This is a genomic window from Curtobacterium citri (genome assembly GCF_030362955.1).
Lineage (GTDB): Bacteria > Actinomycetota > Actinomycetes > Actinomycetales > Microbacteriaceae > Curtobacterium > Curtobacterium citri.
Window position 1 is genome coordinate 115,062 of the sequence record NZ_JAUCML010000006.1, and the last position, 15,952, is coordinate 131,013.

Sequence of the window (15,952 nt, forward strand, 5' to 3'; positions counted from 1 at the left end):
TTCGGCCGCGCTGCGCCCCACCGGAGGGCCGCGCTCAGGGAAACGACAGGGAATCAACTACTCACATGAAGAACGACACACGGAACACGAGCGGGCGCCGGAAGCGTCGCATCGCCACCGGCGCGGCGTTCGCGGCGGCCGGGGCACTCGTCATCGGCATGACGCAGCAGGCGACACCCTCGGAGGCGGCGACGGACTCGCTCACCGCGATGCCGAAGGGCGACCTGTACTCGAACGGCCGCACCTGGAAGCAGTCGTACGCGGAGGACTTCGACCGGGACGCCCGCCTGGGCAGCGTCCTACGGGAGTACCCGGAGATGGAGGCCTACTCCGGCTACTCGGACACCAGCGGGCGCGGGTACTACGCCCCCGACAAGGTGCTCAGCGTCAGCAACGGCAACCTCGACTTCCGACTGCACACGGAGAACGGGCGCCCGCTCGTCGCCACCGTGCTGCCCGACGGGTACGCGCCGCACGAGACCGGCCGGGTCTCGATCCGCTACAAGACGACGGACACGCCCGGCTACAAGTTCGTCGGCATGCTCTGGCCCACCGACGACGACTGGAACAAGGGCGAGATCGACTGGCCCGAGGGCGACCTCGACAGCACGGTGCGCCCCGCAGCGGCCATCCCCGGGACGTGGTCCCGGGGCATGATGCGCTTCGACTCGAGCGTGCAGCAGCACACGTCGACGACGCAGAGCAGCGGGTACCACGTCGCGACGACCGAGTGGGACCACGGCGTGGTCCGCTTCTACTGGGACGACCAGCTCGTCTCGCAGACCTGGTCGGGTGTGCCGAAGGACCCGATGCGCGTGACGCTGCAGGCCGAGACCGCGATCACCGGCGACGTCCCGTGGTGGGCCGACGGCCACGTCGACATCGACTGGATCTCGATCTGGGACTGATCGCGTCCCGACGCGACCGGTGACGGACGGGAGGCGCGTGGCGGCCTAGCCACGCGCCTCCCGTCCGTCCGTCGGTCCGCTCCCGACGGCGTCAGGCAGGCAGCTCCGCGTCCTGCGCGACGGCGTCCTGCTGGACGGCGAACTGGGTCCGGTGCAGCTCCTCGTACCGGCCGCCCGCGGCGAGCAGTTGCTCGTGCGTGCCGCGCTCCACGATCGAGCCGTCCTCGACGACGAGGATCAGGTCCGCACTCCGGATGGTCGACAGGCGGTGGGCGATGACCATCGCGGTGCGCCCCTCGAGCGCCTCGCTCAGCGCGGCCTGCACGGCCGCCTCCGACGTGGAGTCGAGTGCCGCGGTCGCCTCGTCGAGGATCACCACGCGCGGCTGGGCGAGGAGGAGGCGCGCGATCGTCATGCGCTGCCGCTCACCACCCGACAGGCGGTAGCCGCGCTCCCCCACCATGGTGTCCAGCTGGTCGGGCAGCGACCGGACGAGCGGCTCGAGCCGTGCCCGGCGGACGGCGTCCCAGACCTCGTCGACGGTCGCCTCCGGTCGGGCGAGCCGCAGGTTGGCGAGGATCGTCTCGTGGAACAGGTGCCCGTCCTGGGTCACCATGCCGAGGGTGTTGCGCATGGAGGCGAAGCTGACGTCGCGGACGTCCGTGCCGCCGAGCCGGACGGCGCCGCTGTCGACGTCGTAGAGGCGTGCGAGCAACTGGGCGACGGTCGACTTTCCCGCGCCGGACGTGCCGACGAGGGCGACCGTCTGTCCCGGTTCGATCCGGAACGAGACGCCGTGCAACACCTCCTCGCCGCCGCGGGTGTCCAGCGTCGAGACCTCCTCGAGGGACGCGAGCGACACCTTGTCCGCCGACGGGTAGGCGAAGCGCACGTCGTCGAACTCCACCGCCACCGGGCCGTCGGCGACCGTGACGGCGTCCGGCTTCTCCGTGATCAGCGGTCGGAGGTCGAGCACCTCGAACACCCGCTCGAAGCTCACCACCGCGCTCATGATCTCGACGCGGGCGTTCGCCAGGCTGGTCAGCGGCGCGTAGAGCCGGGTGAGCAGGAGCGCCAGGGTGACGACGTCGCCCGTGTTGAGCTGCCCGCCGAGTGCGAGCGCGCCGCCGAGCCCGTAGACGAGCGCGAGGGCGAGCGCGGCCACGAGGGTCAGCGCCGTGACGAAGACGAACTGCAGCATCGCCGTCCGGACACCGATGTCGCGGACCCGGGCCGCGCGGACCCGGAACTCCTCGGCCTCCTCGTCGGGGCGCCCGAAGAGCTTGACGAGCGTTGCGCCGGGGGCCGAGAAGCGCTCGGTCATCTGGGTGCTCATCGCCGAGTTGTGGTCGGCGGCCTCGCGGCGGAGCGCGGCGAGCCGGGTGCCCATCCGACGTGCGGGGACGAGGAACAGCGGGAGCATGACCACCGCGAGGACGGTCACGAGCCACGACGTGCTGAGCATGACGGTCAGGGTGAGGATCAGCGCGACGAGGTTCGTGACGACGCCGGACAGGGTCCCGCTGAAGGCCTGCTGCGCGCCGATCACGTCGTTGTTGAGCCGGCTGACGAGCGCTCCCGTGCGGGTGCGGGTGAAGAACGCGATCGGCATCTTCTGCACGTGGTCGAACACGGCCGTCCGGAGGTCGAGGATGACCCCCTCACCGATCCGCGCCGAGTACCAGCGCGTCGCGAGCGAGGCACCGGCGTCGGCGACCGCGACGACGGCGATCAGGACGGCCAGCGCGACGATCGTGCCGAGCGCCCCGCGGGCGACGATCACGTCGACCACGCGACCGGCCAGGACCGGCGTCGCGACCGCGAGGAAGGCCCCGACGACCGACAGCAGGATGAAGACGACCAGCTTCGACCGGTACGGCACGGCGAACGTCATGATCCGTCGGAACGACTCGCGCGAGAACCCGCGACCGCTGTCCTTCGCCGACGAGATCTTGTACAGCGAGCTCCAGGCTGCGCCTTCCATGCTCATGGCAGTTCCTTCCCGGGGCGCCGGGCCCGGTTCGACGGGCGTGGGCCCGGTGGTCACGTCACGGCGACGGTGCGCCGCGGACCCGAGCCAGCCTACGTCCGCGGTCAGTGCTGCGGGTGCGTCGTCCGCCCGCGGTCGGTGCTGCGGGTGCGTCGTCCGTCCGCCGTCAGTGCTGCGGGTGCGTCCCGAGGAGCAGGTGCGCATCGAGGAGCGGCGCCGCCGTGGCGGAGCGGACCAGCGCCTCCGCTGCCCGTCGCACCGCCCGCCGCTCGTCCTCGGACATCCGGCGGAGCGCCCCGCGGAACTCGGCGGCGCGGCGATCGAGCACCTGCTCGACGAGGGCGGTCGCCGCGGGCTTGGCCGTGACGGTGACCTCGCGTCCGGACACCCGTCTGCTGACCCAGTCGTCGCGGACGAGCCGGTCCACCATCCTCGTGATGCCGGACGGCAGCAGGCCGAGCTCGTCGGCCAGGTCTCCCGCGCGCATCGGGCCGCGGGTCACGAGCAGCACGAGGATCCGGTACTGCTGCAGGGTGACGTGCTCGAGGGCCGGGGCGAGCGAGCGCAGCACGATGCCGAGCCCGACGACCGATGCGTCGACGACGACGGACTCCGTCCCCGCTGCGGACTCCTCGGCACTGGTCACCGCGTCAGCCTAACGGCGTCCCGCGCTCGTCCTCGAGGAACGCTCGTCCTGGACGACCACGCTCACCGGTCGGTGCTGCGGTGGTCCGGCCGGAACCCGTTCTCGGTCCCCCAGAGCACGGCGTCGACCCGGTTCTCCGCCCCGATCTTGCTGTAGAGCGTCCGGATGTGGGTCTTGACCGTGTTCGGGCTGAGGTGCGTCAGCTCGGCGATCTCCGTGTTGCGCTTGCCCTGGGTGATGAGCGCGAGGATCTCGGACTGGCGGTCCGAGATGCCCTCCGCGCGACCGGGCCACCGCACCCCGGGACCGCTCGGCACCCGTCGTCGGGGCGACTCGAGCACGCGCTCGCCGGCAGCGACCCGCTGGAGCCCCTCGGCGAGGTGCTCGGCGGTCGAGCTCTTTGCGAAGTACCCGGTCGCGCCGCGCGCCACCGCCGCGTCGATGAGGTCCTGGTCCATCTTCCACGTGAAGACCGCGACGGTCCGGATGCGCGGGTTCGATGCGAGCCGGTCGATGTCCTCGTCATCGGGTTCAGGCTGCGCGAACGTGTCGTAGAGCGCCACGTCGACGTCCACCGTGACACGGCGTCGAGCGTCGAGCTGCACGACGTCGATCCGGTCGGCGAAGGGCGCGAGCATGTCCGCCAGCCCACGCAGCACGAGCTCGTAGTCGTTGACCAGGGCCACGCGGATGCGGTCGGACATTCCGTTCCCCTCAGGACCACCCCTGGGGGTGAGACGAGCGCCGGATGGCGCTGATTCGTTCGGATGTACCACGCTACTGACGCCGCTGTACCCCGATCCGAGCACCCGCTGGGAACAGGGATGGTTGCCCAGGAGCAAGTTTCTCTGGTCGGCGACGAACCGCCACCATCCCCCTCCGGAAGGACCCCACATGTCGGACGCACTCGCTCCGTGGAACGCGACGCTCACGCTCGCGGAGCACTCGATCATCGTCTACGCACTCTCCGTCGCCGGTCTCGCGCTCTTCGCGTTCTTCGTGAAGTCGCTCGTGTCGACCAACGAGGTCAGCGGCCGGTACCGCGCCGGCGTGTACGCCGGCATGACCATCACCGGCATCGCCTTCCTGTCGTACGTGCTCCTGGTCGTCGAGTTCGCGCTGGGCTACGAGCGCCGGGGCGACTCGTGGGTGCCGAACGCGAACGCGATCCTGTCGTGGGCGCCGCGCTACTTCGACTGGACCGTCACGGTGCCGCTCCTGGTGATCGAGCTCCTCGCGGTGGCCACCCTCGCCGGCGCGGCGGCCCGCCGTCTCCGCGCCGTCGGCATCGCCGCGGCGTTCCTGATGATCAGCACCGGCTTCATCGGCGGCGTCGCCGTCGACTCCGGCACGAACACGGGTGCGCTCTGGCTCTGGGGCGTCATCTCCGGCGTCTTCATGGTGGTCCTGTACGTCCTCGTGATCTACGTGGTCGTCAAGGGCGGCCGTGACCTGGCGGGCACCCCCGCCGCTGCGACGCTGCGCAACGCCGGCATCCTGCTCATCGTGACGTGGCTCGCCTACCCGATCGTCTTCGGCCTCCAGGGCTGGGGCCACGGCGGTGCGGTCATCACCTGGATGCAGGTCGTCCTGTCGGCCGCGGACATCGTGGCGAAGGTCGGCTTCGGCTCGATGATCCACAAGATCGCCAAGCTCCGTTCCGCCGAGGACGTCCGTGCCGGCGTCGACACCCTGCCCGAGGCGCTCTGGATCTCGTCCGAGAAGCTCTCGGACGGCGTCCTGCCCGGCACCGTCACCGTGGACGACACCGCGCTGTCCGGTCGCGGCGAGCGCCGTGTCCGTCGCTGACACCGGCACGACGACGACACCGGGGGCCGGAGCGCGCGTCGCTCCGGCCCCCGGTCCGGTCCGGACGACCCTGCCGGAGCGCGTCGACGTGGCCGTCGTCGGCGGCGGGTGCTCGGGGCTCTCGACAGCCGTACGGCTCGCAGCGCTCGGCGACCGTTCCGTCCTGGTGCTCGAGGGCCGGGCCACCCCGGACCCGCGGTCGTGGTGCTCGTGGGACGACGGCACCGACCCGCTCCCCGAGGCCCGCTCGGCGTCGTGGGACCGGTGGGAGGTCCGGACCGAGGACGGGAGGAGCGTCGGCTCGGATCCCGACCACCCGTACGTCCTGGTGCGGGCGTCCGACCGGTCCGCCGCCGCCGCGTCCCGTGTCGCTTCGGACGGGCGGGTCCGCATCGTCCGGGGCACCCCCGTCGCGGCGGTCCGACGCAGCGACGCCGACACGACCGACGACCGGGACGTGGTGGTGCACACCACCGACGGTCCCGTCCGGGCCGGCCGCGTCCTCGACGCCCGCGGACCCCGGTGGCCCAAGGACGTCCCGGCCGGTCGGGTGCTGCTCCACCAGCGCTTCGTCGGACGGTGGGTCACCACGAGCCGCCCGGTGTTCGACACGACGACGGTGACGCTCATGGACTTCGGCGGCCAGGAGCCGGGCGGTCCCGTGCGGTTCGTCTACGTGCTGCCGGTGACGCCGACCGAGGCGCTCGTGGAGAGCACGCTGTTCACGCCCGACCCCGCGGATGCGTTCGACCACGAGGACCACGTCGCCCGCTACGTCTCGCGACGGTGGGGTCTCCGGGCGGACGAGTGGCACGTGACCGACGAGGAACGCGGGTGCATCCCGATGACGGACGCCTCCGCGCCGTCGGACGCCCGCTGGGCCGCCGCCGAGGCCGTGACCGGGACCACCCGTCCCAGCAGTGGCTACGGGTTCGCGCGGAGCAACCGGCACAGTGCGGTCGTCGCCCGACACCTCGTCGACGGCACACCCGTCCCCGCGTTCTCCGACCGGTTCCGCACGCGTTTCCTCGACGCGGTGTTCCTCCGGTTCCTGCGGGACCGCCCCGAGCAGGCCGCGGAGGCGTTCCGCCGCCTGTTCGCGCTCCCCGGTCCGCTCGTGGTGCGCTTCCTGTCGGAGCGCTCGTCGGTGGCGGACGACCTCCGGATCGTGCTCGCCCTGCAGAAGCGTCCGTTCCTCGCCGCGCTCGTGCGGACCCTCGCCGACGCCGTCGCGCGCCGGCGCGAGGTCCGGCCGTGACGGCGGCGACGGCGGCGACGGCCGTCGACCGGAGCAGGGCCGTGGCGCCGGACGCGGCGGTCCCGCCCGCACTGCGGACCTGGGTCACCGACCGGGTCCTCGCACCGGTCACCACGGCCCTCGCCGCGGTGGCCCTGACGTGCGCGGTGCTCGACCTGACGGACGTGGCCGTCCCGATGGCCGTGCAGCTCGTGCCGTTCGCCGTGAGCGTGCTCGTCTTCGGACTGCCGCACGGCGCCCTCGACCACCTCGTCCCGGCACGGCTGCGTCCGGGGACGAGCACCGTGCGGTCCGTCGTCGTGGTCGTCGTGCTCTACCTGCTGGTCGGGACGCTCACCGCGGCGCTGTGGGTCGTCGCCCCGCTGCTCGGCTTCGCGGTCTTCGTCGGCATCACCTGGTTCCACTGGGGGCAGGGCGACCTGTTCGTCGACCGACTGCTCGGGGACGGGGCGCCCGGTCCGCTCGGGTCCGTCCTCACGGTGGCCCTGCGCGGTGCCGTGCCGATGGTGGTCCCGTTCGTCGTCCAGCCGGACGCGGCGCTCCACGTCGTCGTCGACACCGCTGCGGTCGTCGGCGGCGGGAGCGGTCCGTCGGTGCTGACCGTTCCCCCGGGCGTCCGGATCGCAGGGGCGGTCCTCGTGGTCCTGCTCGTCCTGCTGCACGCCGCTGTCGTCCACCGGGCGGGCGGTCCCCGCTGGCGGCAGCTCTCGGAGGACGCCGTCCTGGTGCTCTTCTTCGCGGTGGTACCGCCGGTCCTCGCCGTGGGCCTGTACTTCACGCTGTGGCACGCGGTGCGGCACGTCCTCCGCCTCGAGCTCACCGACCCGACCAGCGCCGGGCTGCTGCACCGCGGTCGCCTGCTCGCGCCGTTCCTCCGGTTCCTGCGGCAGGCCTGGCCGATCACGACGATCGCGATCGCGGCCCTCGTCGTCCTCGCCGTCGTCGTCCGACGCGCGGACCTCGGGGTCTACCTCGCGCTCATCGCCGCGCTGACGACCCCGCACACCGTCGTCGTCACCTGGATGGACCGCGTCCAGCACACCTGGGGCCGGGCGCCGTCCGACCTCGTCCCGTCTCCCACAGCCCCGGAGGGCACCCCGTGACCGTCTCGAACCCCGCCCCTCGTCCGTCCGGGCTCCGCACCGGTGCCGTCTTCGCCGGACGGGTACTGGTGATCGCCGCCGCGGTCGGCCTGGTCGGGTGGATCGCCGTCACCCTGGCCAACGTCGTCGTCCCCCTGCTCATCGGGCTGGTCGTCGCCGCGCTGCTCGTCCCCTTCAGCGCCCTGCTGCAGCGGCACGGGGTGCCGAAGTGGCTCGCGATCGTCCTCGCGCTGCTGTCGCTGGTCGCCGGCGTCGCCCTGCTCGTGTTCCTGGTCGTCTGGCGCGTCAGCGAACAGTTGCCGAGCCTCGAGGACCGGACGGTCTCGCTCATCGGCAACGTCCAGGAGCTGCTCCGGCACCCGCCGATGGGGCTGCCGTCGGTCGACCTCGACACCGTGACGACCGATGCCCGGACGTTCGTCGAGCGGCACGCTGCCGACCTGCAGCGCGGGGTCGTGGTCGCCGGCGCCACCCTGGTGCACCTGGGCGAGGGGCTGTTCATCGTCACGTTCGTCACGATCTTCGCGCTCACCGGCGGACGGCGGATGTGGGAGTGGGTCGTCTCGCTCTTCCCGAGGGCCGCACACCACCGACTCGGGGTGGCGGGCGAGGCCGGGTGGACCACCCTGACGCACTTCATCCGCGTGCAGGTCGTCATCGCCGCGACCGACGCGATCGGCATCGCCCTCGGCGCCGCCCTGCTCGGGGTCCCGCTCGCGGGGCCGATCGGAGTGGTCGTCTTCGTCGGGGCGTTCATCCCCGTGGTCGGCGCGTTCGCCGCGGGAGCGGTCGCGGTGCTCCTCGCCCTGGTGTTCCAGGGCTGGGTGGTGGCCCTGGTCGTGCTCGGGGTCGTCGTGCTCGTGCAGCAGTTGGAGGGGCAGGTCCTGCACCCGTTCCTGACCGGGTCGGTCGTCGCCGTCCACCCGTTGGCGGTGCTCCTCGCCGTGATCGCCGGCACGACGATCGGCGGCATCGCGGGCGGGTTCTTCGCGGTGCCGCTCGCCGCGACCGCGAACTCCATGATCCGCGCCGCGCGGCAGGACGACCCTGACGTCGAGGTCGCCCTGCCGATCCCGCGGAGCGCCGAACCCGCGGCGTGACGGCGGAGGGGCCATGCTGGCAGCCGTGAGCGAAGCCTTCGACCTCGGACCCGCCCCGCAGCGCGTCCCCGTCGACGCGCAGCTCGTCGCGACGCTCGTGGCGCGGCAGTTCCCGAAGTGGCGCGACCTGCCCGTGCACCCGGTTGCGGACGACGGCTGGGACAACCACACCTTCCGCCTCGGCGACGCCCTGTCGGTCCGCACACCGAGTGCGGCGGCGTACGCGCTGGCGGTCGAGAAGGAACACCGGTGGCTCCCCCGGCTGGCCCCGCAGCTGCCGCTCCCGGTCCCGGTGCCCGTCGCCACGGGCCGACCGGACGCCGGGTACCCCTTCCCCTGGTCGGTGTACCGGTGGCTGGCGGGCGAACCGCTCGCCACGGCACCGGTCGCCGACCCCGGACGACTCGCGGAGGACCTCGCCGGGTTCCTCCTCGCCCTGCGCGCCGTGGACCCCGAGGGAGGCCCGGGGCCCGGTCTGCACGACTGGTTCCGCGGTGGACCGCTGCGGACCTTCGACGGTCTGGCGACGGAGGCCCTGCACGCGCTCCGGGGTCGGGTCGACCTCGACCTCGATCTCGCCCGGGCGGTCTGGACGGACGCACTCGAGACGCCCTGGGACGGCGTCCGGACCTGGTTCCACGGCGACCTCGCCCCGGGGAACCTCCTCGTGCGGGACGGCCGGCTCGGTGCCGTCATCGACTTCGGCACCTGCGGCGTCGGCGATCCCGCGTGCGACGTCGCAGCCGCCTGGACCCTCTTCGACCCGGCCGGGCGGCAGGTGTTCCGCGACCGCCTGCAGCTGGACGACGACACGTGGACGCGCGGACGCGGCTGGGCGCTGTGGAAGACGCTGACGACGGTCGCGAGCAGCACCGGCCGCGACGACGGGACCGCTGCCCGCTCCCTGGCGGTCCTCCTCGGCCTGCTCGAGGACGCCCGGTCCCCACGCTGACAACGGTCGGACACGCGCACCGGTGGTGCGGAGGGACGGACGGGAGGCGCGTGGCGCGGCCGCCCCGCGCCTCCCGTCCGTCAGTGGGTCACGTCGGTCGGTCGCACCGTGACCGGAGCCAGCCAGCGGGTGAGGCACACCGCCGTGCAGGCGCCCGCGGCCGCGATGGCCGCGAGGACGACGATCTGGAACCGACCCGCCTCGACCGGGGACAGCCCGCCGAACACCGCACCGACGAAGGCGCCGGGCAGGGTCACCAGCCCGGTCGTCTTGGTCTGGTCGACCGTCGGCACGAGCGCCGCGCTGACCGCTCGGCGCACCAGGCGCTCGGTCGCACGTCGCGGTGCGGCCCCGAGTGCGAGCCAACCCTCGACCTCGTCCCACTGGTCGGACACGAGCTCGCGGAACCGGCGTCCGCTGATGGTCGCGATCGTCATGGCGTTGCCGATCACGATGCCGCCCACCGCGAGGGCGTAGCGGGGGCTCAGCTCGATGGCGCCGGTGCCGAACACGACGACCCCGGTCACGACGATCCCGGCGGCCATCGACGCCCCGACCGGCAGGGCGGCGCCGGCGATCCCGCCGAGGCGTCGAGCCGCCGTGAGGACCGCGACCGTGAACATCACCAGGAGTGCGACCGCGATCAGCGCCGGTGAGCGGATCACCCCGGACAGCACGAGGCTGATGACGGCCAGCTGCGCCGCTCCGCGGACGATCGCCAGGGCCGGTGCCCACGGCGCCTCGGCCCGCGCCAGAACGAGCACCGCCGTCGCGACGCCGATGAGCAGCAGGACGCCCGACAGCGTGGGCACCAGGTGACCGGTCACTCGCACTCCTCTTGCGCCGGTCGCACCCCGGCGCGCCGCCGTCATCGTCCTCCCGGCCAACATGGTCGGCGGTCCGCCGCGCCGCGAGCACGGCCGACGGATCGGCGCCGGCGACGAGGGGGCGCGAGGGCGACCGTCGGCGTTCGGGTCGGTGACGGTCGCCCTCACGCGTGGACGACTCGGCGGCGCCGTCTCGGTGAGGGCTCGTTCGTCGTCGAACGTGGGCGACGGTTCGGGTCCGCGCAGCTCCCCCACGAGGAGGGTACGACAACGAACCGACGGATGCTCATGGACCAACCTGCATCGTGCGGGAACCCGCACGGCGTCCGACCCGGCGGCTTCCCGACACCTGGCGCGACACGTCGCCGAACGACGGGAGGCACCCCGCACCACGGAATCCCGTGGCGCGACGTGCCTCCCGTTGTGCAGACCGCGACCCGCCCGGCCAGCCGACCCGCCCGACCGACGCGATCAGCCCGACCAGCCCCAGCCCATCTGTCGGAATACAGGGGTGTCTCCTGGGTCGGGGACCCCTTAACCTGTCTCCTCTCGAGCCAAGTGCCACCGCCCACGTGACGCCTAACTGTCTCCTGAAACGCGCACGCTGGCTTCTGACGTTAACCGTCCGCAAGCGGCGGCGCCCTTCGAGCAACGCAGTTCGTCCCGAGAAATGACTCGTTCGGAGCGTCGAGCGGCGCTTACAGCCCAGGAGGATGCGACCGCGACGAGATTCTCGTCAACCACCGCTTACGCGCGGCCCCTCGGACGGCGACCAGTACGGATGGGTGCAGTCCCCAGGCTTGTCCAACACGAACGCGACGCTCTGCTCGGCCCGCGTCACTCCGACATACAACTTCGCTGCCGCCAAGTCTTTGAGGGCTGCACCCTTCTGCAGCAGCGCCTTCATCGGGTCCGTCGGAAAGATCAGGACTCGCTTCCGGGTGAGGCCCTTCACCTCACCAAAGTTCATGAAGCTGAGGTGGCTGTGCGCCTTCGCGGATCCTGCGCTCCACCGCAACGGCTGGGGTGCGAACCGTTCAACGTACGCATCAACATGCTCCGTGCGGATGAGGAAGACCCCGTCGTGCTCGGTGACCCGCTTGTTGCGTGACACCGTCGGCGGGAACTCCCACGTTCCGGCGAACAGGTCGTCCGCGAACGAGGCGATCTCGGGCCGGCATCGCCACGTCTCGGACCGGTGCGTGATGGTCAGCGACTTTCCATCGTGTTGCCGGAACCACTTCACGATCTCCATATTCTTGAACTTGTGGTGCTTGCGTTCTTGAGGGCTGGTGGACAGGATCGCTTGTCGGACGTCGCCCACCATTGTCAGAGGCACGGAACACTTCAGCAGCAGCAGCAGCACTTCGAGGTCGTATCCGGAGAGGTCCTGCACCTCGTCGACGTAGATGTGATCGAAGACCGCCTCGAGCCGTCGCAGCGGTAAGCCGTCAGCGTCGTTGACCATTCGTGTTGCAAGGTGCGCGAGGTGCACCCCGCGCAGCAACCCGCTCGAGGTGAAGTACCGTCGGAGCGCGTCGACCGGGACACCTTGCTGATACTCGCTTGAGTGGTCGAACCCGGCGATGGCGTGCCCCGGGTAGGTGAAGGGCAGGTACGGGCGGATGACGTTGTCGATGAGGAACCTGAACCAGCCGACCACCTCGACCTCCGCCGCGGGATGCGCTTCCGCGAGTCGTCGCCGAAGCTCGGCCTGGTTGACCGTGGTGTACGTGACGACGAGGATACGTTTTCCCGCGGCAGCGGCGACGCACTCGTCGATGATGCCTTGAGTCTTCCGGGACCCGGCGACGGCGAGAACGAGTTCACCACCGGGCATGGACGTGCTCCATCGCTTCCACGAAGTAGGACGGGGCTGTGAGCTGCGTCGGTGAATCGACGATCTTGATGGCCGCTTCGGTCTTGTTGTTGCTCATCCACGTCCTCAAGTCGGCCCGGTTGGTTCGCCCGAGGAGGGTGCGGAGCGTCGCGTCGTCGTTGACGCTGGCAATCTGCGGTTCGAGAGTGTGGCCGTGGTCCACTGCACCGAACAGCAGTTTCCGGTTCGCGTTCAGGAGATCACCGAGGTCATCTCGAAGCGCCTCGAGCTCGTCTTCGGTGCGTCCGTCGTTGTCGCTGATGATGACGCACCGCTTGCCCGCGAGTTTCGCGAGCTCCAGGAACCGCCGCTGGGACAGTCCGCGCATCGAGAACACGTCGACGCCGTCATCGATAGGGCGGTGGCCGTAGCGGTCACAGTAGAAGCGTTCGAAGAGGAGTTCGTCGGAGGGGCCCTCCACGAGCACCAGGCGGTCCGCGAGGACGAGACGGAGCGTGTCGAAGCCGGGAAGTTTCCTGAAGTAGTTGATGGTGTCCTCGGTCATGTCGGTGAACGCTTCAACGGAGCCGTCGGAAACCAGGCGGAGCCGATCGACGCCGAGTCGGTTGAGGACGAACGAACTGTGGGTGGTGACGAACACCTGCTGATCGTCGCTGGAGAGCGTGTCGATCCGATCAAGGAGGACGTTGAGGTTTGCGTGCGACAGGTGGTTCTCGGGTTCTTCGACCATGACGGCACCGGCTGCTTCGGCCTGACGTCGCATCGCGAGGACGATTTTCGTTACCGCCTGCTGCCCCTGGCCGGCTAGGGCGAACGGGATGTCGTCGACGTGTGGAATGACATTGTTGTCCCAGGACGTTCGCGATGACTGGTCCATTGCTAGTGAGACACGTCCCCTGTCGAGGAGTTCGTCTCCGCTCGCAAGCCGAGTGTTCAGTGCGGTGAGGTGCTCGGCCCCCATGTTCTCCTTGACCTGGCGGAACGCTGCAGACACGGCCACCTGCTCGCTGCTGGTGAGGTGCTCGCCGATGAGCTGGCGAAGGTGGTAGTCGACACCGGCGCTGGAGCGAACCGTGCGCGCGTCGATGACGGCCAGGCTGAGCGCGCGAGGTCGTTGGGTGAGCGGTCCACCTTGGAAGGATCGCCAGTCGGCGACGAAGTAGTCCGTCGGGAGCAGCCGCGCGCCCGGGTCCGCCATGTACGCCTCGAACTCGGAGCGGTACTCCTCGTTCAGGTGCACGTGCATTCGGACGCCGGGGGCGTGACCCGTCGGCGCGTAGAGGTCGTCAGCGCCGATGAGCGACGAAAGTTCGTCGCTGTTGTCGAACGTCACTTCTACAAGGATTTCAGGCACGGCCACCGTTTTGCCTGATGCACGGTCGGCAATAGCGGTCGCGACAAGTTCCTTGTTGAACCAATGCGGATTTAGTTCTTCGTTTGCCGGGCGACCGTTCACTCGGCCGGTGATAGCCAGTCCGACCGCTTCGAGCAACGTCGACTTACCGGACTGGTTGTTACCGACGAGCACGTTGAAGGTCGGGTGTGGAAGGAAGTCCAGGTCACGAAACTTCCGGTAGCCGCGGATGCGGACACGTTTGATCACGACGATCCCCAGGTGATAAGGCGGCACATCGGTCTGTGACGCGTCGTCGCCCAGTTTCGCATCAGCCACTGACGCTTCCCGTAGCCGTGCCGATCAGGTGCCGGCATTGAAACGACGCCGGTCCAAGCCCGCCCCCTATGCCTGAAGGTCACTCGATCCGGACGGGACGAGCTCTGTCGTTGACGACACCGTGTCAGGCATGTCGAGCCCCCAGGCCTATTGGCAGTAATGAGCTCGGCGGTGTCGTTAGAGCCCCACGTCGTGCGCAGGTGCGGCGGCCAGCGGAGTCCGTCACCGCTCGTCAAACCTTGCCTCATCGGCGCCTGCCGGACCGCGATCACCCAAGGGCTAGTGCTCGCGGAAGCGGCGATGCTTACGAAGCCGCGGTGCGTGTAGGTGGGCCGAACACCATCACGGTGGCAATCCATGGGATGTTCTCACGGTCCGCAGTTGCGCCATGAGGCTGCCCAGTTGTTGTGGCTGCGGGTATTACGTATCAAACGCGCAGCCTAACTTGTCCAAGGCCTCGCTTTTGACAAGTATCACTGCTTGGACAGCGCCGCTTAGGGGCTGGAGGACAAGTTCCGCTGCGTACGCGCAGGTGCCGCCCAGGCTCGACCGGCTGTGTCGAAGCTTCATTCGATACGGCCACACTTCAGCTGCTGAGGGCATCGCCGAGTCCCGGTACCCCTCCGGCAACAACGCAATCTTCCGTCAGGCCGGGAGCTTCTCCTGGCGCCTCAGTAGCCGCCTGCTCCCGGAGAGCGCACAGGGCCTCTCCTCCCGGCGCTCCTTCCCTGGGGCCGTCGAATATCGGCAACTGCTCGGAATATTCCGTTCCCGGGTGTATGCTGGTTTCATGAACGACCTCTCCCCGCGCGCATCACTCCTCGAGACGGTCAGGCTGTCTCGAGGTCTGACGCAGACTGCTCTCGCGGAGGTATCCGGGTTGTCCCAGGGCACCCTGTCGAAAGTCGAAACCGGTCTGCTCGACCTCGACCCTGAGCGCTGGGCCGCCGTTGCAGACGCACTCGGTGTACCCGTCGAGGCTTTCCTCGAGGCACGGGCGACGATCGTGCCGGCTCGGGTGTTCCACCGAAAGAAGAAGTCGACCCCCAAGGGCGCACTCACCAAGATCGCCGCAGACGCGGCCCTGATGCAGCAACGCGCGGACGCGATCCTTGGCCACGCTCGCTCCGAGCTGCGTCGGCACGACCTCGAGGAGGGGTTCGTCACACCGCAGGAAGTCGCCCAGGACGTCCGCTCCGAACTGCGGCTCGGCCAGGCCCCGATCTCCGACCTGATCGCAACAGTCGAAGCTGCGGGTGTCACTGTCTTGCGGTGGCCCCTCGAGTCCGTGCAGGTCGACGCAATCGCGACGTGGCCGGCCGAAGGTCGGCCAGTCGTCCTCGTCGGCGAACACGTCCCCGCCGAGCGCCAGCGATTCACGATCGCGCACGAGCTCGGGCACGCCGTGATGCACAACGACGCCGGCGGCGACGAGCAGGAACGCCAAGCGGACGCCTTCGCCGGCGAGTTCCTCCTCCCAGGCCGAAAACTGCGGGTCGAGTGGCCAGCAGACCCGAGCCTGGAGACGCTGTTGCCCCTCAAACGGCGCTGGAAAATCTCACTCGCTGCGCTGATCCGTCGCGCCCAGGACGAAGCCCTCATCGACGACCGGACCTACCGCGAATGGAGCATCCGGCTCAGCACCTCTGGGATGCACCGTCGCGAACCAGACCCGATCCCCACCGAACAACCTCAGGCACTCATGAGAACCATCGCCGCCGCCCTCGACGGCGGAACAACGATCGATCAGCTTGCACGCAAGGCACACATGCTTCCACAGGAGTTCTCATCAACGTTCATGGAGGAACACGCATGACGACCTAGTTCTCAGTCATCAACAACACCGC

General features: G+C 70.0%; 13 protein-coding genes. 7 read left to right on the forward strand and 6 right to left on the reverse strand.

Annotation, left to right across the window (positions count from 1 at the left end; all coding sequences use genetic code 11):
* The first annotated feature begins 65 nt into the window (after positions 1–65).
* A complete protein-coding gene (locus tag QUG92_RS10835) occupies positions 66–908 on the forward strand; it encodes a glycoside hydrolase family 16 protein (protein ID WP_289459032.1) in 843 nt (280 codons plus the stop codon).
* A 91-nt stretch (positions 909–999) separates the two neighbouring features.
* Here the strand turns inward: QUG92_RS10835 and QUG92_RS10840 are convergent, their stop codons facing one another.
* The 3 genes from QUG92_RS10840 to QUG92_RS10850 form a co-directional block, all read right to left on the reverse strand.
* Positions 1,000–2,898, reverse strand: a complete 1,899-nt coding sequence (locus tag QUG92_RS10840) for an ABC transporter ATP-binding protein (RefSeq protein ID WP_289459034.1) — start codon at positions 2,896–2,898, stop codon at positions 1,000–1,002.
* Positions 2,899–3,064: 166 nt separating this feature from the next.
* The gene (locus QUG92_RS10845) at positions 3,065–3,544 is read right to left on the reverse strand and encodes a MarR family transcriptional regulator (RefSeq protein WP_289459036.1); all 480 of its coding nucleotides are present in this window, start codon (positions 3,542–3,544) and stop codon (positions 3,065–3,067) included.
* A 62-nt stretch (positions 3,545–3,606) separates the two neighbouring features.
* The gene (locus tag QUG92_RS10850; RefSeq protein WP_069710973.1) at positions 3,607–4,248 is read right to left on the reverse strand and encodes a response regulator transcription factor; all 642 of its coding nucleotides are present in this window, start codon (positions 4,246–4,248) and stop codon (positions 3,607–3,609) included.
* A gap of 190 nt (positions 4,249–4,438) precedes the next feature.
* Between QUG92_RS10850 and QUG92_RS10855 the strand changes: the two genes are divergently transcribed.
* The 5 genes from QUG92_RS10855 to QUG92_RS10875 are packed head-to-tail and all read left to right on the forward strand — an operon-like array spanning position 4,439 to position 9,766.
* A complete protein-coding gene (locus QUG92_RS10855; RefSeq protein ID WP_289459037.1) occupies positions 4,439–5,353 on the forward strand; it encodes a bacteriorhodopsin in 915 nt (304 codons plus the stop codon).
* Positions 5,340–6,611, forward strand: a complete 1,272-nt coding sequence (locus QUG92_RS10860; protein ID WP_289459038.1) for a lycopene cyclase family protein — start codon at positions 5,340–5,342, stop codon at positions 6,609–6,611. The genes QUG92_RS10855 and QUG92_RS10860 overlap by 14 nt, the downstream gene beginning before the upstream one ends.
* On the forward strand, positions 6,608–7,714 hold the full coding sequence (locus tag QUG92_RS10865; protein ID WP_289459039.1) for a Brp/Blh family beta-carotene 15,15'-dioxygenase: 1,107 nt from the start codon (positions 6,608–6,610) through the stop codon (positions 7,712–7,714). The genes QUG92_RS10860 and QUG92_RS10865 overlap by 4 nt, the downstream gene beginning before the upstream one ends.
* Positions 7,711–8,814, forward strand: coding sequence for an AI-2E family transporter (locus tag QUG92_RS10870; RefSeq protein WP_289459040.1), 1,104 nt, complete (start codon positions 7,711–7,713; stop codon positions 8,812–8,814). Before QUG92_RS10865 ends, QUG92_RS10870 begins: the two co-directional genes overlap by 4 nt.
* A 25-nt stretch (positions 8,815–8,839) precedes the next feature.
* Positions 8,840–9,766, forward strand: a complete 927-nt coding sequence (locus tag QUG92_RS10875) for an aminoglycoside phosphotransferase family protein (protein ID WP_289459042.1) — start codon at positions 8,840–8,842, stop codon at positions 9,764–9,766.
* 80 nt (positions 9,767–9,846) lie between these two features.
* Here QUG92_RS10875 and QUG92_RS10880 read toward each other — a convergent pair whose 3' ends face one another.
* From QUG92_RS10880 to QUG92_RS10890, 3 genes are all read right to left on the reverse strand, one after another.
* Positions 9,847–10,599, reverse strand: coding sequence for an ABC transporter permease (locus tag QUG92_RS10880; protein ID WP_434533046.1), 753 nt, complete (start codon positions 10,597–10,599; stop codon positions 9,847–9,849).
* 730 nt (positions 10,600–11,329) lie between these two features.
* A complete protein-coding gene (locus tag QUG92_RS10885; protein ID WP_289459044.1) occupies positions 11,330–12,433 on the reverse strand; it encodes a UvrD-helicase domain-containing protein in 1,104 nt (367 codons plus the stop codon).
* Positions 12,420–14,105 (reverse strand): ATP-dependent nuclease, encoded by a 1,686-nt coding sequence (locus QUG92_RS10890; RefSeq protein ID WP_289459045.1) that lies wholly within the window; start codon positions 14,103–14,105, stop codon positions 12,420–12,422. Before QUG92_RS10890 ends, QUG92_RS10885 begins: the two co-directional genes overlap by 14 nt.
* 790 nt (positions 14,106–14,895) lie before the next feature.
* On the opposite strand from QUG92_RS10890, the gene QUG92_RS10895 reads away from it, so the two are divergent.
* Positions 14,896–15,921 (forward strand): helix-turn-helix domain-containing protein, encoded by a 1,026-nt coding sequence (locus QUG92_RS10895; protein WP_289459046.1) that lies wholly within the window; start codon positions 14,896–14,898, stop codon positions 15,919–15,921.
* The last annotated feature ends 31 nt before the right edge of the window (positions 15,922–15,952 follow it).

Bases quoted from the DNA above. Each gene is read 5' to 3' on its own strand.
- QUG92_RS10835 (WP_289459032.1), top strand. From the start codon at position 66: ATGAAGAACGACACACGGAACACGAGCGGGCGCCGGAAGCGTCGCATC.
- QUG92_RS10840 (WP_289459034.1), bottom strand. From the start codon at position 2,898: ATGAGCATGGAAGGCGCAGCCTGGAGCTCGCTGTACAAGATCTCGTCG.
- QUG92_RS10850 (WP_069710973.1), bottom strand. From the start codon at position 4,248: ATGTCCGACCGCATCCGCGTGGCCCTGGTCAACGACTACGAGCTCGTG.
- QUG92_RS10855 (WP_289459037.1), top strand. From the start codon at position 4,439: ATGTCGGACGCACTCGCTCCGTGGAACGCGACGCTCACGCTCGCGGAG.
- QUG92_RS10885 (WP_289459044.1), bottom strand. From the start codon at position 12,433: ATGCCCGGTGGTGAACTCGTTCTCGCCGTCGCCGGGTCCCGGAAGACT.
- QUG92_RS10895 (WP_289459046.1), top strand. From the start codon at position 14,896: ATGAACGACCTCTCCCCGCGCGCATCACTCCTCGAGACGGTCAGGCTG.